The sequence below is a fragment of the Acidobacteriota bacterium genome, assembly GCA_016196035.1.
Lineage (GTDB): Bacteria > Acidobacteriota > Blastocatellia > RBC074 > RBC074 > JACPYM01.
This window is the reverse complement of the sequence record JACPYM010000015.1, coordinates 104,916-122,610: the sequence shown is the minus strand read 5'-3', so window position 1 is coordinate 122,610 and position 17,695 is coordinate 104,916. Positions and strand designations below refer to the sequence as shown.

General features: G+C 57.1%; 14 protein-coding genes. 8 read left to right on the top strand and 6 right to left on the bottom strand.

Going from position 1 to position 17,695, the window contains the following annotated elements; genetic code table 11:
- Positions 1-13 precede the first annotated feature (13 nt).
- The 4 genes from HY011_05435 to HY011_05420 all read left to right on the top strand — a co-directional run bounded on the left by HY011_05435 (position 14) and on the right by HY011_05420 (position 3,086).
- Positions 14-718 carry a lipid-binding SYLF domain-containing protein gene (locus HY011_05435; protein ID MBI3422361.1) on the top strand — a complete coding sequence of 235 codons (705 nt, stop codon included), beginning with the start codon at positions 14-16 and terminating at the stop codon, positions 716-718.
- A gap of 443 nt (positions 719-1,161) precedes the next feature.
- Positions 1,162-1,404, top strand: coding sequence for a hypothetical protein (locus tag HY011_05430; GenBank protein MBI3422360.1), 243 nt, complete (start codon positions 1,162-1,164; stop codon positions 1,402-1,404).
- Positions 1,405-1,532: 128 nt separating this feature from the next.
- Positions 1,533-1,808, top strand: coding sequence for a hypothetical protein (locus HY011_05425; protein MBI3422359.1), 276 nt, complete (start codon positions 1,533-1,535; stop codon positions 1,806-1,808).
- 417 nt (positions 1,809-2,225) lie between these two features.
- A complete protein-coding gene (locus tag HY011_05420; protein ID MBI3422358.1) occupies positions 2,226-3,086 on the top strand; it encodes a BON domain-containing protein in 861 nt (286 codons plus the stop codon).
- Between the two features lie 87 nt (positions 3,087-3,173).
- Here the strand turns inward: HY011_05420 and HY011_05415 are convergent, their stop codons facing one another.
- The 5 genes from HY011_05415 to HY011_05395 are packed head-to-tail and all read right to left on the bottom strand — an operon-like array spanning position 3,174 to position 7,183.
- A complete protein-coding gene (locus HY011_05415) occupies positions 3,174-3,719 on the bottom strand; it encodes a hypothetical protein (protein MBI3422357.1) in 546 nt (181 codons plus the stop codon).
- Between the two features lie 56 nt (positions 3,720-3,775).
- Positions 3,776-4,225, bottom strand: a complete 450-nt coding sequence (locus tag HY011_05410; protein ID MBI3422356.1) for a hypothetical protein — start codon at positions 4,223-4,225, stop codon at positions 3,776-3,778.
- Positions 4,226-4,257: 32 nt separating this feature from the next.
- Positions 4,258-6,099, bottom strand: a complete 1,842-nt coding sequence (locus HY011_05405; GenBank protein ID MBI3422355.1) for a carbon starvation protein A — start codon at positions 6,097-6,099, stop codon at positions 4,258-4,260.
- A 31-nt stretch (positions 6,100-6,130) separates the two neighbouring features.
- Positions 6,131-6,610 carry a hypothetical protein gene (locus tag HY011_05400; GenBank protein MBI3422354.1) on the bottom strand — a complete coding sequence of 160 codons (480 nt, stop codon included), beginning with the start codon at positions 6,608-6,610 and terminating at the stop codon, positions 6,131-6,133.
- 27 nt (positions 6,611-6,637) lie between these two features.
- Positions 6,638-7,183 carry a hypothetical protein gene (locus HY011_05395; protein MBI3422353.1) on the bottom strand — a complete coding sequence of 182 codons (546 nt, stop codon included), beginning with the start codon at positions 7,181-7,183 and terminating at the stop codon, positions 6,638-6,640.
- A 131-nt stretch (positions 7,184-7,314) separates the two neighbouring features.
- Here HY011_05395 and HY011_05390 point away from each other — a divergent pair, with 131 nt between their 5' ends.
- Genes HY011_05390 through HY011_05380 form a run of 3 tightly spaced genes read left to right on the top strand, consistent with a single transcriptional unit; the run spans position 7,315 to position 10,973 of the window.
- Positions 7,315-8,931 (top strand): methylmalonyl-CoA mutase family protein, encoded by a 1,617-nt coding sequence (locus HY011_05390; protein ID MBI3422352.1) that lies wholly within the window; start codon positions 7,315-7,317, stop codon positions 8,929-8,931.
- A 28-nt stretch (positions 8,932-8,959) separates the two neighbouring features.
- Positions 8,960-10,006, top strand: a complete 1,047-nt coding sequence (locus HY011_05385) for a DNA cytosine methyltransferase (GenBank protein MBI3422351.1) — start codon at positions 8,960-8,962, stop codon at positions 10,004-10,006.
- Positions 9,981-10,973, top strand: a complete 993-nt coding sequence (locus tag HY011_05380; GenBank protein MBI3422350.1) for a restriction endonuclease — start codon at positions 9,981-9,983, stop codon at positions 10,971-10,973. The genes HY011_05385 and HY011_05380 overlap by 26 nt, the downstream gene beginning before the upstream one ends.
- Before the next feature lie 100 nt (positions 10,974-11,073).
- On the opposite strand, the gene HY011_05375 is transcribed toward HY011_05380, so the two are convergent.
- Positions 11,074-13,470 (bottom strand): hypothetical protein, encoded by a 2,397-nt coding sequence (locus HY011_05375; GenBank protein ID MBI3422349.1) that lies wholly within the window; start codon positions 13,468-13,470, stop codon positions 11,074-11,076.
- An 808-nt stretch (positions 13,471-14,278) separates the two neighbouring features.
- Between HY011_05375 and HY011_05370 the strand changes: the two genes are divergently transcribed.
- Positions 14,279-17,665, top strand: coding sequence for a PD40 domain-containing protein (locus tag HY011_05370; protein MBI3422348.1), 3,387 nt, complete (start codon positions 14,279-14,281; stop codon positions 17,663-17,665).
- Positions 17,666-17,695 lie beyond the last annotated feature (30 nt).

Below are 17,695 nucleotides of genomic sequence, written 5' to 3'. Positions count from 1 at the left end.
AAAAGGAGATGAGATGAAAACTACCTGGATGCATGGCGCGCTGGCGTTCTGTCTTGCTTGGGGACTGACCGCCACGGCGCAAGCGCAATCGAAACAACTCAAAGATGAATCCAACCAGTCAAAGAAGGCCGCGACGGTCTTTCGCGAAATCATGGACACGCCGGACAAAGAAGTGCCGCGCGATTTGCTCGACAAAGCTGCTTGTGTGGCGGTCTTCCCGAATGTCATCAAGGCTGGCTTTATTGTCGGCGGGCGCGGCGGACGCGGGGTGGCGAGTTGCCGCACAACAGCGGGTTGGAGCGCCCCGATCTATCTCAATTTAGGCGGCGGTAGTGTTGGCTTGCAAATCGGCGCCCAATCAACCGACTTTGTCCTGTTGTTTATGAATCGGGACGGCATCAATAGTTTGCTTTCCGACAAGTTCACGCTGGGCGCAGACGCTTCAGTGGCGGCAGGGCCGGTCGGCCGTCAAGCCGGTGCGGAAACCGATCTCAAGCTCGACGCGCAAATCCTTTCCTATTCGCGTAGCAAAGGGTTATTCGCCGGGCTGGAACTCAAAGGCGTGGTGATCAATCCTGACAAAGACGATATGTCGGATGTGTATGGCGCAGGCATCACAGCCAAAGAAGTGCTGGCTGGCAAGATCAATGCGCCTAGTTCCGTATTGCCTTTTCCGAGTACGTTGGGACGCTATTCTGCTAGCAAAGCTGAGCAATAAGGATTGACGTCAATTTACCAAAACAGCGGGCGGGCAACGCGAGTTGACCCGCCCAAGCTATTTGCGCGGACAAGTCAGTAGCGCAATTTCAATTTGATGAAGTGTAACGAGGCCCAGCAACGTTCAGGCTAGCTATGGCGCACTTCGTCAAAATAGAACTCCAAACTGGAACTCCCCCAAAGAAGTCTTCTCACAGGCGTCCTGCGGCAGTTCTGTTTGCAGCCGTTTTGAAGCCCAGCCGCTGTTTGCAAGGGCCACGACTCTCATAAAACAAGCCTGTACTTCGGCAATTCACCAAGCTGCAAGAAAAGTATTCACTTTTCCCGCGAAACGCTGCGGAACGCCGGAAAACACTTGTGGAACAGTGGTTGCTCATTAGGAAGGCGTTGCCGTAAGCGCAACGCTTGAGACAGTGAATCAAGACAGTGAGCAAGGAGGACACTATGCATAAAGCCAGATTGATAAAACTCGGAGCACAGAGCAACCAGCGAACCAAACAGGCGCAATCTGCCCAGCGTGTGCAAGCCGCCAGCCTTCGCACTGCGGTGAAAACGGCGCGGGCTTGGGTGAAAGAGCATCAGACAGCCGCGCGGCTTACCCCGCAGCAGCAATTTGCGGCGTTATTCTCCGGTCGTATCGGAGGCCATCAAGACGCCGCCGACAACCGTGCTAACAGCATCCCATAGCACGGTTGTCTTTGGGTTCCCACTTACCAGCAATCACACTCAGACGAACTGCCGCTGCCCCGTAGATACCAGGCAATCGCTGAAGGACAAAACATCCGGAGACGAAGATAAGGTCAGGGAGGTGAATTATGAGTACAGCGATTCAATTGATTCATTCCACGCCCGCCGCCATGCCGCCAGCAGAAGCAGGCGCAGCGCCGAGCGGTGACGTGCTTGAATTTGTACGGAAGGAGCCGAGCCAGGCACGTGCCGAACAGGAGACCTTGCTCGAAGAAGAAAACGTTGCTTTGCGGCGGGCCTTGATCACTATGCAGCAGGCCCTCACGCAAAAAGATGCTTTATTGAAAAATGCGCGCATCCGCGAGATGGAATTACGCGGCGACTTGGCGCGATTGATGTGTTGACCTGGCTGGCAATACTGCGGCGATCTCAACGTAAAGGGAAAGACGATGACACAACCAACAGAAATCTGTGCGCACCTGAACTGTCAGTGCCCAGCCGTGGCGGATAAAGGTTATTGCAGCGATTATTGCGCCAGGGCGATTTACGATCCGCAAGCGCCGACACTTGCTTGCGGTTGCGGTCATCCTGAATGCGAGAAAGCTGTGGTAGCCGTGGCAACGCTTGTCCCGCAATGACCATTTGCTGTCCATCAAAACGTCCCTGCCAAAATTAACACACGCAACCTTGGGACAGTCACGCGCCGGTCATGGAGAGGAGATGCCGGCATCTCCTCTCCATGACCGGCGCGCCATGTTGTCTCGATTGCGCAAGCAAACGTGGTCCGATTTCATTTTGCGGATTTGCCGCACGAGGCCGTTATGAAAACTGAAAAGAACAAACTGGGACGCAAACTTGTGGCAGCGGGCACGCTCGTCATCCTGGCGAGCGCGTTGCTGTATTTCTATTTCTACCCGCACTCGCCCGTGCCACGCGCGGCTGGCGAAGTGTTGCAACAGGCCTCTGACGCTACGACAACAGGCAAAGTCGCGTCGGCTTTTGCCTTGTCCAAGCGGCTTTCGGCCTATGACATTGGGGTAACGACGCAAGCTGCGGTGGTGACGTTGACAGGGCGAGTGCCAAGCGAAATTGATAAGGAACTGGCTGAAAACGTGGCGCAAGACACCACTGGTGTCAAACAAGTTCTCAATCAACTCCAAGTTGAGCCGACCGTCAAACCTTCCGAAGTTAGTTTACGCGAGAGTGGACGCATCGCCGATCTGGAAATACAGGCGGATTTACGCGAACGCTTGGCGACCAGCCCGGAACTGGCCGGCAAACCCATTCAAGTCAGCGTGCAAAATCGCACGGTGACCTTGACCGGCCAGGTGGAGACACCGGCGCAAAAAACCGGCGCGGAGCAGTTGGCGCGCAGTCTCGCCAATGTCGCGGCGGTAACCAATCAGTTGAGCGTTAGCAATCCGGCAACAGCGCAAGCGGAAGTGCCCGGCATTTCTGCCAAAGATACCGAAATCAGCCGCCAAATTGGGTTTGCATTATTTACGGAACGCGAAAATTTCCAGGATGTCGGCGCGATCAAAGTGGAATGCAAGCAGGGGCGCGTCACACTTTCCGGCACGGTAGGTTCGCGGGCTGAACGCGCGCTGGCCTTACGGATTGCCCGCGAGGTGAAGGACGTGGCCACCATCAATAATCAACTCCAGGTCGCCACCGGAATCTAAAAATGAATGTTCGCTTTGATCGCAAAGTTGCGGAGCGGCAATAACCTTGCTGCCCCGCAACTCTTTTGGACTGCCGAAGCTCACCCGCTATTGGACGATCAAATCGCCACCCGCCGCCCGCCAGCCATCAATAATTTTTTGTTCTTCAGCGGCAGAGCGCGGATTGACCCCAAGAATGATCTTGCCTTGTTTGATCTTTTCCTCGTAGGCCTTGGCATGGGATTCAGGAACGCCCACGCCGATTAACGATCCCATCAATCCGCCTGTCACCCCGCCAAACCCCGCGCCAATCAAGGTTGCAGCGAGCGGGCCGACAATCACCAACCCTACACTTGGGAAGGCTAGCGTTGCCGCCGCGCCAAGCATGGCGCCGAGCAACGCCCCCGTACCAGTACCAACGGCGGCGGCAAGCGCGGGTTTTTCGCGCATCCCTACGCCCACGACTTCGACTTTGAGGCGTGTCGCCTCAAAGTACATCAAGTGCGTTTCATCCGACATCAAGACATTGATCTGATCTTCGGGATAGCCTAAGGCTTTCAGTAAGCCGTAAGCCCGATCAGCGGAACTCTTTTCTGAAAAGACTGCCACAACCGCTTTATCGGCTGGCAAATGGGCTTTGGTTGCTTGATCCATACGTTTATCTCCTTCTTCCATTCGAAATTTCATCTCCTTGGAACTTCTCTACTCTGTTAGGCTGCAAGAACCATGCCAACTATGGAAATCAGAAATTCAGACAACTGAGCGATCAACAAATACCGAGTGCGTTTCCTCAGCAAGCAGTGGGTAAGCTGGACAAAGCAATGCTCTATAGCAACGACTGAAGCGACGGCTGAGCATACCGTGAGTTGTCGTTCGAAATAGGTTTCCAAGCCACTCGCCATAAAAGCAAAAGGACGGAAGCTCTGCCCCTTTTCGATTTCGGTTACATAATCATTGATTTGTTTGATTGCGACGCGCGGGTCGCGGCTTGTTCTTTTGGCTTCGACCACAGCAATGATTTCACCGTTCGGTTGGTACAGACAGTAATCCGTCACCCCATTCCAGGGTTCTGCGCCCGCTCCATCAACCGGAATTTCAAGTCCAACTTGCAATGAATCGTTGCGGTTCCACCCGGCAGTAGTCAGTCGCGCGTCAATCAGTTCTTTCCTTGTTTGGAACTCATTTCTATGTGTTAATCGTGCCCGACCGCAACCGGGACGGACAACGGCGGCGCTTGATGCGGCTCACCCTTGATCGCCACGCGATACCATTTCAAGGCCGAACCGGCAATCACGATCACCAAGCCGATCATCAACGCCACCGTGATGCCGGTGTTCAAATACAAACCTTTCGGCCAATAGTTGTTGACCACGTTCTGATAGCCCGCTGTCAATTCGATCACCGTCAGGAAAGCCAGCGGCAGCGTCGTCACCCACATATACCGCGCCTTGCCGCGATTGACCAGAAAGGTCGTGCCCACACACAGCGCCACGCAAGCCAGCATCTGATTCGCCATGCCAAACAGTGGCCAGATCGTCGCAATCGAACCGGTCAAGATCAGATACGTCCACGGCACGACGGCCAGCACGCTGGCGATGATCGAGCCTGGCAGCCAGTCGGTTTGGGCGAACTTCTTGCTCACCGTGCCCAGCGTCTCTTGCATCATAAAGCGCGCCACCCGCGTCCCCGCATCCACCGTGGTCAGAATAAACAGCGCCTCGAACATAATCGCGAAGTGGTACCAATAACTCATCAGCCCGCCCAAGCCCGGAATGCTCGAAAAGATTTGCGCCATCCCTACGGCCAGACTGACCGCGCCGCCCGTGCGTCCGGCCAGACGTTCCTCGCCCACCGCGCGCGTCAGCGCTTCCAGGTTGGATTGATCGAAGCCCATCGCGCGCAGCGAAGCGTTCAGCTTGGCAAAGGCCTCGACCGGCACGTTGATCTGGAAGTAATCGTGCGGGAACATCGAACTGGCCGCGATCAGCGCCATCACGCCGACGATGGATTCGCACAGCATCGCACCATAACCCACGGCCCGCGCGTGCGTTTCTTTATCAATCATCTTCGGCGTCGTGCCCGACGAAACCAGCGCGTGGAAGCCCGAAATCGCGCCACAAGCAATCGTGATAAACACGAACGGAAAGACCTTGCCCGGAATGATCGGCCCGCCACCATTCACGAAGGCCGTCGTCGCGGGCATCTTCAGCGTCGGCATCACGGCAAAAATCCCCAACGCCAGCAAGCCAATCGAACCGAGCTTCATATACGAACTGAGATAATCGCGCGGCGCCAGCAGCAACCACACCGGCAGTACCGACGCGACGAAGCCATACGCCGCCACCATCAACGTGATGCCCGTTTTGCCGTAGGTAAAATACTGGCCCGCCGCCGAATGCTGCACCGTTCCGCCCAAAACGACGGCCAGGATCAGCAGAATCACGCCCGCTACGGTCGCTTCGGTAATGGCGCGGTGCGAACCGGCGCGCCAGCGGTACATATACATCCCCATCAACAGCGCAATCGGGATCGTCATTGCAATCGTGAACAAACCCCACGGACTTTCAGCCAGCGCATTGACCACGGCCAAACCTACACCGGCGAGCGCCACGATCAGGATGATCAGTATCGCGCAGGTCGCCACGGTGCCCGTAACCTTGTCAATTTCCCTTCTTGCAATCTCGGCCAGCGATTTGCCGCCGCTGCGCATCGAGGCCGTCAGGACGATAAAATCGTGCACCGCACCGCCCAAACAGACGCCGATGATCAACCACAACAAGCCCGGCAAAAAGCCGAATTGCGCCGCCAGCACCGGCCCGATCAACGGCCCCGGCCCGCTGATGGCCGCGAAATGATGGCCCCAGAGCACGTACTTGTTGGTCGGGATGAAATTCGCCCCGTCATTGTGCGTGTGCGCGGGTGTCACGCGGGCATCGTCCAGCGCCAGCACTTTGGCGGCGATGAAGGCGCTGTAATAACGGTAGGCGATGGCGTAAATGCACAGGACGCCAAGCAAGATGGGGACGGCATTGATAGTCATAAGACTTCCTCAGTCGAAGAGCGAGTTACTTTCTGACTGCCTCGAATTTTCCAATCGCGGCGCAACCTGCAAAACCACAAAAGAGGAATTCACCGCGCATCGCGCTGTTTTCAAGCTCGCCTTCCAATACATCGTTAGCATCGGCCATGTTGAGGTTGAGATGTATTTTCACCTCATTGCCGCGCACTTCTCCGGCAAACGCGCTTGCCGATGTTTCGTTAGAGCGGTGAGCGAAACTCGGATGATTATTCTTGAAGAAATGCAGTTGCCAACGCCCTTGCATTGCATTGTGGGCAAAGACGGTGACGATGATTTTTCCCTGCGCAATCTTGTTTCCTTCATTGTCAGCTACGTCAAACGTGTACTCGCCAAACGGAGGCGACAGAAATCTGTTCCTGAGATATGGCTGAAAAGCAAAAGCCAAGCTTCCCGCCATAAGCAGCAGGATAAGGAAGCTTACCTGCAAGGTTGATTTTCGTTTGAACATCATAGCCTGAAGCAACAATCACCCTTCCGCCAAGCCCAAGACATTTCAGATAGCGGCATAACCCAAATGCTCCGGTGCAATATCTGTCAACAAGCGCCAGTGTTTTGCTGTGGCGGGACGGTGTTCGAGCAAAAAACGCCGCTCGGCGTTGGTGATCGAAGCGTGACAGAGCGTGTCTTCGCGCAAGAGCCGCGACCGCTCCAGCGCCGCTTCTTCACGCGCCAGCAAGGCGGACATTTCCTTATCGCCGCGCTGCTCTGCCACCCGCCGTGCCATGTTTGTGATAAAGCCCAAGCGGTTTTGCAAGCCGTCGCGCAGTGCGCCATCACGCAACCAATCCCAGTCCAATGCGGGGTAAGCCAACAAGACCCACGGCAAAGCTTCAACGACACGGCATTCCAAATCCGCCTGGCCCAGCGCCATCAGCACGACTTCGGCAGGGTTGAGTTGCCGGGGCGTAGCGCGCAGGTAAACAAACCCCGGATAACCCAACGCGGCCAAATCCGCTGCCAATGCGGCTGATGCGGCTGATGCGCGGGCTTTGTCTTCACGCAGTTGTTCAGGCGTTTTACGCAATTCCAGTCCGATCATGATGTTCCTCGTATGGTTGGCGGATGATAGTACAACTTTTGCTGGAATGCTTGTGCTGTACCAATGTTGCGCGGCCTGTTTTAGAATCGCCGCCCGAATACCGCAACAACTTTACTCCGAGACGAAACACTATGCCGACGACAAAAGCCAAAGAGCGCAAGGCCCAGGAACGCAAAGAAAGATTTGCCACCACCTCCGACATCGAACTGCCCAACTGCCTGCAACCCGCCGACGTGCCCGTCAATTACGACACTGACCTCGGCGCGCCCGGCGCGTACCCATTCACGCGCGGCGTTTACGAGACGATGTACCGGGGCCGCTTGTGGACGATGCGGCAGTACGCGGGGTTTGCTACGGCGGAAGAGTCGAACCGCCGCTACAAATACCTGCTCGAACAGGGCACGACGGGGCTGTCGGTGGCGTTCGATCTGCCGACGCAAATTGGCTACGACAGCGATCACGCGCTGGCCGTGGGCGAAGTCGGGCGCGTGGGCGTGCCGATTGATTCGCTGGCCGATATGGAGACGCTGTTTGACGGCATCCCGCTCGACCGCGTTTCGACTTCGATGACGATCAATGCGACGGCGGCGATCTTGCTGGCGCTCTATATCGCGGTCGGCAAGCAACAGGGCGTCGCGCCCGCTCGGCTCAACGGCACGATTCAGAACGACATTTTGAAGGAGTACATCGCGCGCGGGACATACATCTATCCGCCGCGCGCTTCGTTGCGCATCATCACGGACATTTTCGCCTACTGCGCCCAAGAGGTGCCGAACTGGAACACGATTTCGATCAGCGGGTACCACATCCGCGAAGCCGGTTCGACAGCGGTGCAAGAGGTTGCCTTCACGCTGGCCGACGGCATTGCGTATGTGCAGGCGGCCTTGGACGCGGGCCTGGCCGTAGACGATTTTGCGCCGCGCCTGGCCTTCTTTTTCAACGCGCACAACAACTTTCTGGAAGAGGTGGCGAAGTATCGCGCGGCGCGGCGGTTGTGGGCGCGGACGATGCGCGACCGGTTCGGCGCAAAAGACGCGAAATCCATGATGCTGCGCTTCCACACGCAAACGGCGGGTTCGACGCTGACTGCGCAACAGCCCGAAGTCAACGTCATCCGCACGACCATCCAGGCGCTGGCCGCCGTGCTGGGCGGGACGCAATCGCTTCACACAAACGGGATGGACGAGGCGTTGAGCCTGCCGACCGAAGACGCCGCGCGCATCGCCTTGCGCACGCAACAGGTCATCGCCTACGAATCGGGCGTAGCCGACACCGCCGACCCGCTGGCCGGTTCGTATGTGATCGAGCATCTGACCAACGAGATCGAAGCGCGCGCGGCTGCATACATCGCCAAGCTGGATGAGATGGGCGGCATGCTGGCCGCGATTGAGACGGGTTACGTGCAACGCGAGATCGAGCGCGCGGCCTACGATTACCAAAAAGCCGTCGAGGCGCAGCAAGAGGTTGTCGTCGGCGTGAATCGTTTTCAAATTAAGGAAGAGACTTCAATTGCGACGCTCAAGATTGATCCGGCGTCTGAAGCCGCGCAGGTCGAGCGTTTGCGTAAGGTGCGCGCCGAACGCAATGCCGACGGGGCTTTGGCGGCGTTGAACGAAGTTGAAGCGGCGGCGCGTGCGGGCGCGAACCTAATGCCGCGCATCATCGCGGCGGTCGAGGCGTATGCGACGTTGGGTGAGATTGCGGATCGGATGCGGGCGGTGTTTGGGGAGTATCGAGAAACGATGTAAGTATGCATTGAAAGGAGGTGAAAAAGTGATGTTGGATTACGTTGCCAAGTTAAATGATTCGCTCAAACCCAATCGTGACCTGAACCTTACGGTGATTGATCTATTTGCCGGATGTGGCGGCCTGGCTTTAGGTTTTGAGTCAGCCGGGTTTGAAACGATTGGTTTTGAACGAGACCCGGATGCGGCGAGAACGTATGCCGAAAATTTATTGGGGGATTGCCATCAAGTTGAATTGACGCTCACCACCGAATATCCGCCGGCACAGGTGATTATCGGAGGGCCGCCCTGTCAGCCCTTCAGTGTTGGTGGTTATCAACTCGGAATGGCTGATGGGCGAAACGGCTTCCCTGTTTTTCTGGAAGCCGTCAAACGGCTGAAGCCGGAGCTTTGCTTATTTGAGAATGTGCGTGGCTTGCTTTACTCAAACAAGTGGTACTTCGATGAGATTGTGCGGGCACTAGCGCAGCTTGGCTACCTAATTGATTACAAGCTAATGAACGCGGTTGATTATGGCGTTCCGCAAAACAGGGAAAGGCTTTTTGTCGTTGCCCACAAAGGCAATTTCTCTTTCCCCCGCCGTGAGGCGAGGCGGTATACCGTAACAGAAGCCATTGAAGATTTAATGTATACCACACCACCTGAATCTAAGTTTCTAACGCCGTCAATGGATCAATATGTGAAGAAGTATGAGATCGCTTCGAAGTGTATTAACCCGCGCGATTTGTACCCTGACAAGCCTGCGCGCACCTTGACTTGCCGGAATATCGCCGCGCCAACTGGCGATATGCAGCGGATCAAATTGCCGGATGGGCGCAGACGCCGGTTGTTATTACGAGAAGCCGCCAGGCTTCAGAGTTTTCCCGACTGGTTTGAATTTACCGGCAACGAAGCCCGTCAGTTCTATCAAATAGGAAACGCCGTGCCGCCTGTCCTGGCGCAACACCTGGCGCAAAGTGTTAAAGATTATTTTTCAGCGAGCGCCTCATTGATGAGGACGGAGCTGAGTGATGCTCAACTAAGCATTAACGATCAGATGAGTTTATTTCCCTATGAAAGACTATTTCCCGCACAGTAAAAAACCAGAAAGTACGAGGAATTTGCTGAATCAGGCAGTCACGATTTTGAATGCTGTTGGCATACCAATCGCAGGCTTGACGCCACGGCGTTTGGAAAAAATGGCAATGAGTTTTCTGGCTGTCGCGGCTGTAACCGAATCCTGGCAGTCGGCACAAGGACTTGATAATGGGAGAGCACTCAAGAGCAGAGACATCATTGAATTCATCAACCAGCATTTTGGTGAGAATATCTCAAGCGGCTCATACGACGACATCAGACGTAAAGACCTAAAGCTTTTGGTGTTGGCGGATTTGGTTATAAATAGTGGGCTAAACCCGGAGGCGGCGACCAATAACCCCACGCGCGGTTATTCACTGGACATCGGCTTCAAGCGATTGATCCGCACTTTCGGCCACGCTGAATGGACAAGTGAACTGGCTGCTTTTCGGGTCAATCGAAGTTTGTTGGCTGAGACTTTGGCGCGCAAACGCAACATCCCTAAGCTTCCGGTTGGCTTACCCGACGGCACCAGTCTTGAGTTGTCGCCGGGAAGTCACAATGAATTGCAAAAACAAATTATCGAAGAGTTCCTGCCTCGTTTCGGCAAAGGCTGCGAAGTCCTTTATCTTGGCGACACCACGAACAAAATTCTCTATCTCAATAAACAAGAACTGGAGCGGCTGAAGTTCTTCCGGTTGTCGCACGAAGAATTGCCTGACATCATCGCCTACAATCGAGACTTGCACTGGCTTTATCTGATCGAAGCAGTTCATAGCAATGGCCCAATGAGTGAAACCAGAGTACTGGAATTGAAAAAAGCCGCTCAAAGTTGCCTTGCCAAATTGGTTTTTGTAACCGCTTTCCTGACCAAAAAAGAGTTCAGAAAATGGGTGGTAGAGATCGCATGGGAGACAGAAGTGTGGGTAGCTGAGACGCCCGATCATTTAATTCACTTCGACGGAGATAAATACCTGAGTCCCTACTGATGCTGCCGCGCATCATCGCGGCGGTCGAGGCGTATGCGACGCTGGGTGAAATTGCGGATCGGATGCGCGCGGTATTTGGCGAATATACGGAGGCAGGTTATTAGCGCAACACCTCGCGCCGCTCTTCCTCACTCAATTCGTATAGCTCGCAAATCAACTCATCCAGCGCGTCGTATTCCGGCAATTGACCACGCAGAAAATACTTGCGCGGCAATTCCAGTTTGAGCAGCTTGCGCACCTGTTTTTCGACTTGCGAAATCAACCGGTGGTTGGCGCGCGGCAGCGGCAGGCTGCCAATTTGCGCGGCGTCAAACGCGACGGCGCGCGCCGCCTGCTGATAAGTGACGTAGTAGAAAAACCAGCGCGCCAGCGAACTGTTGAGCAGCCCGCACAGCAACTCCAAACTGTACGGGCAATCCTGCGCCGGAAAAAGCTGTTGCACGGTGTCGAGCGCGACTGAGCCGCTGCGGTCGAGCGCGCAGAGCAGCACCAGCATTTCGTGCGGCTTTTTCAAATGCGCCAGCGTGTTCGGACAAACCAGTTTGGGCTGGCGCAACTCTTCGAGCACGCGCTGAATGTAAGCCGGCGGTTCCTGGCGCGGCAATTCGTCGGTGATGCGGAACTGGCGCAGGTTCGTGCCTTTGATGACGGGGACGGCGGCGGACGCGCGTCCGGCGGGTTTGGTGCGGCGTTGCCAGCGTTGGCCGCGTTTGACCGTGACGAATTCGCCGAGCGTGCGCAACCGCGCCAAGCGTTCTTGTAATTCGCGGGCCGGGGCGCTCAACACAACGGCCGCCACGGGTATGGCAATTTCGCGCCGCACCATCTCGCCGCCGCTTAACTCGTAGCGCTCTTCTATTTCCGTGCGCGCGTCAGTCTGGACTGCCACAACATTGGCAGAAGTAAGTGCCGTACTCAGCAACACCGGTTCGGGTGCGGCTTCACCAACCAACTCGTCGCGGTCAGGATCGCGCCGATAGAACAAGACTTCCTGTTCGAGTTGGGCTTCCTGATAGGCTTCGCTCACATCCGCCGCACTCAGCAAATGGTAATTCAAGCGCAACAAGGCGCGCGTGGCGGCCCAGCCTTCTGAATACGTCAGCGACCTCGGTACGATTTGGCAGGTAATGACGCCTGCCGCACCGATCAAGCGCGGCAAATCAAAAAACGCTGCCGCCGTATTTTTTGACCGTTTGACTTGCGGAAAGAGCGTGCCGATTTGCGCCCAGACGTCTTTCTCGGCTTCGTCTTTGGCGAGAAAAGGGCGGATAGGCGGGTTGCCAATGAGAATGTCGAAGCCGCCACGTTGTTGAAAGAGGTGCGGAAAGGCGCGTCGCCATTTGAACGCATCGGTCTCGCCATCGTCATACGTGCGGCAACCCAACAGACTGTCGCCACAAACAAGATGCTGAAATAGGGCGGGCGTATTGGCGGCTTCGCGAATGGTCACGGCCAGCGCGGCGTCGGGTGCGCTTTGCTCGCACGCCACTAGCATCAGCCAAAGCCGTTGGCGGCAGAGCGCGATGGCTGGCGGCTGCACGTCAACACCATACAAACAATCGCTGAGCAATTTGCGCTTGAGCCGGAATTCGTAGTTGTGCTGCCCGATCAGGCCGCGACCATAGAGCAGCAAATCCAGTTTCGCCAGCGCCGCCGCCAACTCTTCCAACATCCCGGCCAACAGCGTGCCGATGCCCACCGCCGGATCGCAGATGCGACAGGCCAGCAACGCGCGCGACATGCGTTGCGCTTCGGCGCGCAAGATGTGCTCGCTCAATTCGGCGACGTGGTCGTCGGTCATGCGCGGCGCGGGCGGCAGGTTGAAAAAGAACAGCAGTTGTTCGCGCAAGGCGGCGGGCGAGAGATGCGTGAACTCGGCCAGCTTGCCGGTCAAGTATTGCAACAGCGCTTCGCGGCACATCCAGCGCATCACGCGGCGCGGTGTTTGAAACGAACCGCGAATGCGTCGCTGTGTCGTGGCCGATTGCGCCTGTTTCAAAGGCCGTTCCAGCAACGCCTGTTCGCTCATGGCGCCGAGCCATTCCGGGTCAAGCACTTTTTCGGCTTCTTGCGCGGTCACTTCGTGAATGGTATAGCGGAACGGGCCGAAGAGGGTGTCGCAGATAATTTTGCAAACCCGATTGGGCAAAGCGGGCAGCGCGGTTGGCGTGGCTGGGTTATACAGCAAACCTGTATTGGACAAGACCCGCAAGCGCGGGGCGATGACTTCGATAAAAAAGCTGGGGGCTTCCGGGGCAGCTTGCCAATGCCATTGGCATTGCTGGCGCATAAAATCAGGCTCGCCCAACCAGCCTTTGACTTCCAAAAACCGCAGCAAGAGAAATTGTTCGACTAAGGTTTGCGCGGCGCTTTCGGCGGGTTCGCTGGCGCTACCGAGGGCAATGGCGACCTGTTTGACGACCGTCGCAAAGGCCTGCGGGAAATCGCGCGGCTGTAGTTCTAACCGTAAGGGCCCGCCGTGCTGCGGGTCAGCCACAGCTACCGCCAATGCGCCTGGCGCAGGGGGTGTAACCTGATTGCCGCTGTCTGGGAACGGGACGTTTGACGGGGCCACAACCAGCATATCTGCTGAAAATGCTTGACGATTTATGAATGATTGACGCATCGGCGCGTGCTCATTTCAGGTGGAGCGTTACCATCAGAACGTGAGCAAGCCGCCGTAAAATTACGCGCAACTCGACCAGGTAAAGAAGCTGGCGAACAAACCGAAAACGCCTTCTTCGACTAACCACCAAGCCAGCACTTCGTCACACAGTTGAGCGGGTTTAAGCGGGGGAAACCTGTTGGGAGAGTCACACTCGTGAACTGTTATCGCGGCTGCTTTGATACCACAAGCCACGCAAAAGCTAAAGCCTGGGTTTGGGCATAGTTGAAAATCCATTTGGCGGCGCTGCACAACGCGGTACGTTCACTGCGCATGAACGGCAATGCGTGCCCCCAAACAGGCCGTTTGCGTGCTGTTTAACGGCAGTCTTGCGCTGCCGCTAGGCCTTTCCATCTTCTAAATCGGGTTTCACTTTGGTGTGTGAGGGGGACGGTACCGCGCGCGTCAGCAAGCGGAGCCTGCGCTACTGTACCAGTCCGCCAGACTTGTCGCACCGCTTGCTGACGCGCGCGGTACCGTCCCGTGACGCGGCTTTCACCCTACACCGAAGTGAAACCCGATCTCGCTATTCAAACGAACCGGTCTCATCTTGTTCCTTCAATGCGCGTACCGCTATGATGCCGCCGTATTCCGTCACCAAATCCGAACCGACCACACCGCAAGCAAAAGGAGAAAATCTATGTTGCACACCTTGTCAGCCTGGCGTTGCCTGATCGCGCTGGGCGTCCTAACCCTGGGCCTGTTGTACGCCGCGAACGCTCCCTTCACCGCCCGGCTCAGCGCTTTTGCCCAAACCCAGGGAGAAAAGAAGGAGGAGAAAAAAGACGAAGGCTTGCCGCTGAAACCCGCCGGGAAAATCAGCTTCACCACCGACGAAGGTACCTGGATGTCGCTGGATGTTGCGCCCGACGGCCAGACCATCGTCTTTGATCTAGCAGGCGACATTTACACGCTGCCCATCAACGGTGGCGAAGCCAAACGTATAGTCGGCGGCGACCTCGGCTTTGAATCACAACCGAAATTCTCACCGGATAGCCGGTTAATCACCTTTATCAGCGATCGCAGCGGCGGCGAGAATTTGTATACCTGCAAACCCGACGGCAGCGACGTCAAAGCCATCACCAAAGGGCGCGGCAACGACATCACCTATTACCTGTCGCCCGCGTGGACGCCCGACGGCAACTACATAATCGCCTCGCGTTCGGATCGCGGCATCGCCCCCTATCACCCGTATATGTGGCACAAAGACGGCGGCACCGGCGTCAGCATCGGCCCACCGCCGCCGCCGCCCGCCGCGCCCGGCCAAGGCGGCCCGCCGCCCGCGCCGCCTTTGAACAAGATGGGCGCGGTCGCTTCGCCGGATGGCAAATACATTTACTGGGCGCAACGCACCAATGCCTTCAGTTACAACGTGCAATTTCCGCTCTGGCAGATTTACCGCTTCGACCGCGAGACCAGCGAGACCACGCGGCTGACCAATGCCCAAGGCAGCGCAATGCGCCCAGTGCTCTCGCCCGATGGCAAGCATTTGGTCTATGCCACGCGCTACCAATTACAAACGGCGCTGCGCGTGCGCGATTTGGAAACAAACGAGGAGCGCTGGCTCATCAGCCACGTCACGCGCGACGACCAGGAATCACGCGCCACACGCGACACGTTTCCAGGTTATGCCTTCACGCCCGATGGCAAGGCGCTGATCGTCACGATTGACGGCAAGATCAAACGCGTAGATTTCGCCAGCGGCGCGGCCACGACCATTCCCTTCAACGCCAAAGTGGATGTGGACATCGCGGCGCGGCTGCATTTCGATTACAAGGTGGATGACGGGCCGGTGGTCAAGGCGCGGCTGATTCGCTATCCCGCGCTCTCGCCCGATGGACGGCGTGTCGCGTTCACCGCCTTCAACAAACTTTACGTGATGCCGCTCGAAGCCAATGCCAAGCCGCAACGGCTGACCAATCTGACGGTAGGCGAATTCATGCCCGCGTGGTCGCCCGATGGTGGGTATATCGCGTTCGCCACGTGGACGCGCGAGGGCGGGCACATCTACCGCGTGCCCAGCGCGGGCGGCGCGCCTGAGCAGTTGACGCGGCGCGCGGCGTTTTATTCCTTCCCCTGTTACGCGCCCGACAACACGAAGATTGTGTTCACTTACGGCGCGATCAGCGACCAATTGTTCGCCGACTTGCACGAAGACGACAACTTCCGTTCGCCCGAAGAAGCCGCCTTGCACAACCCCACCAACAACGAAATCGGCGGCGCGGGCGGCACAGGCATACGCGAACTGCGCTATATCGCGGCCACGGGCGGCGATTCGACCGTCATCACAGCGGCGGAAGGCGGTCAGCAACCGCATTTCAGCAACGACCCGCAGCGCGTTTATTACACGACGGGACAAGGTCTGGCTTCGGTGCGGCTTGATGGTTTCGACAAACGCACGCATCTGAAAGTCACGGGCGCGGGCGCGCCACCCAATCCGCCAACGGCGGATGAGATGCGCATTTCGCCTGACGGCACGCGCGCCTTTGTCTCGCTGCAAACCAAACACTACATCGTGACGATTCCCAAAGCCGGCAAAGAGACCGTGAACGTCAGCATCACCGGCACGTCGCCCAACACCACTGTGCCGGTTAAGAAGATGTCGGCGGATGGCGGCGATTACTTGCAATGGACGCCGGACGGCAAAGCGGTGACGTGGTCGTGGGGCACGAAGTTTTTCAACCAAACGCTCGACGCAGACAAGCCCGAAGCCTTTGACGCCATCGTCGAAGCCGCGCGCGTCAAACCTGCGGGCAAAGTCATCCTGACCGGCGCGCGCGTCATTACGATGAAAGGCGACGAAGTGCTCGAACGCGGCGACATCACCGTCGTTGACAACCGCATCGTCGAGATCAAAGCCAGCGCGCCCTTGCCCGCAACTGGCAAGGGCGCTAAGAAACAGGCTGCTGCGCCTGTCTTCCCCGCCGACGCCAAAGTGATTGACGTAACCGGCAAGACGATCATCCCCGGCCTCGTGGATGTGCACGCGCACATGCGTCCGCCGCGCAACGTCCATCAAACGCAGGTCTGGGCTTACTTGGCGAATCTGGCCTACGGCATCACCACGACGCGCGACCCGCAGCCTTCGACGACGGATGTGTATGCTTACGCCGACCTCGTGGAGACGGGCGAAATCGTCGGCCCGCGCATTCTCACCACCGGCCCCGGCGTTTTTTCCAACGACGGCTTGACCGACAAGGACACGGCGCGCAATTACATCAAACGCTACCGCGAGGCTTATCAAACCGACACGTTGAAGGAGTACGTCACCGGCGACCGCCTCGTGCGCCAATGGGTCGCGCTGGCCTGTCAGGAATTCAAAATCACGCCGACGACTGAAGGCGCGCTGGATATGAAACTCGACCTGACGCAAATGATGGACGGCTATTCGGGCAATGAACACGCGCTGCCCATTCAACCGCTCTACAAAGACATGGCCGAATTCGTCGCACAGACCAAGACGTTTTACACGCCGACGCTGCTGGTCGCTTACGGCGCGCCGTGGACAGAGAATTACTTCTTCCAAAACACCGACGTGGTAAACAACCAAAAACTGGCGCGCTTTGTACCGCTGGAACTGCTCAACGGCATGCTGCGGCGGCGCGGCCAATGGTTCCATCCTGACGAATACGGCTACAAAGGCATCGCCGCAGGCGCCGCCAAAGTCGTGCGCGCGGGCGGACGCGTCGGCTTGGGCGGACACGGGCAGATGCAAGGCATCGGCTGTCATTGGGAATTGTGGGCGTTGCAATCCGGCGGGATGACGACGATGGAAGCCTTGAAGGTCGCAACGATCTTTGGCGCGGAGGCGATTGGCTTGAACCGCGATGTCGGTTCGCTGGAAGCGGGCAAACTGGCCGACTTGATCGTGCTCGATCAAAACCCGCTGACCGACATCCGCAACACCAACACGATTCGTTACGTGATGAAAAACGGCGAGCTTTATCACGGCGACACGCTGGATCAGGAATGGCCAGTGCAGAAGAAGCTGGAGAAGCAGTATTGGTGGGAGCGGGGGCCGAAGTAGTTTTCGGCAAGGCAACTGGCACGCATGCCT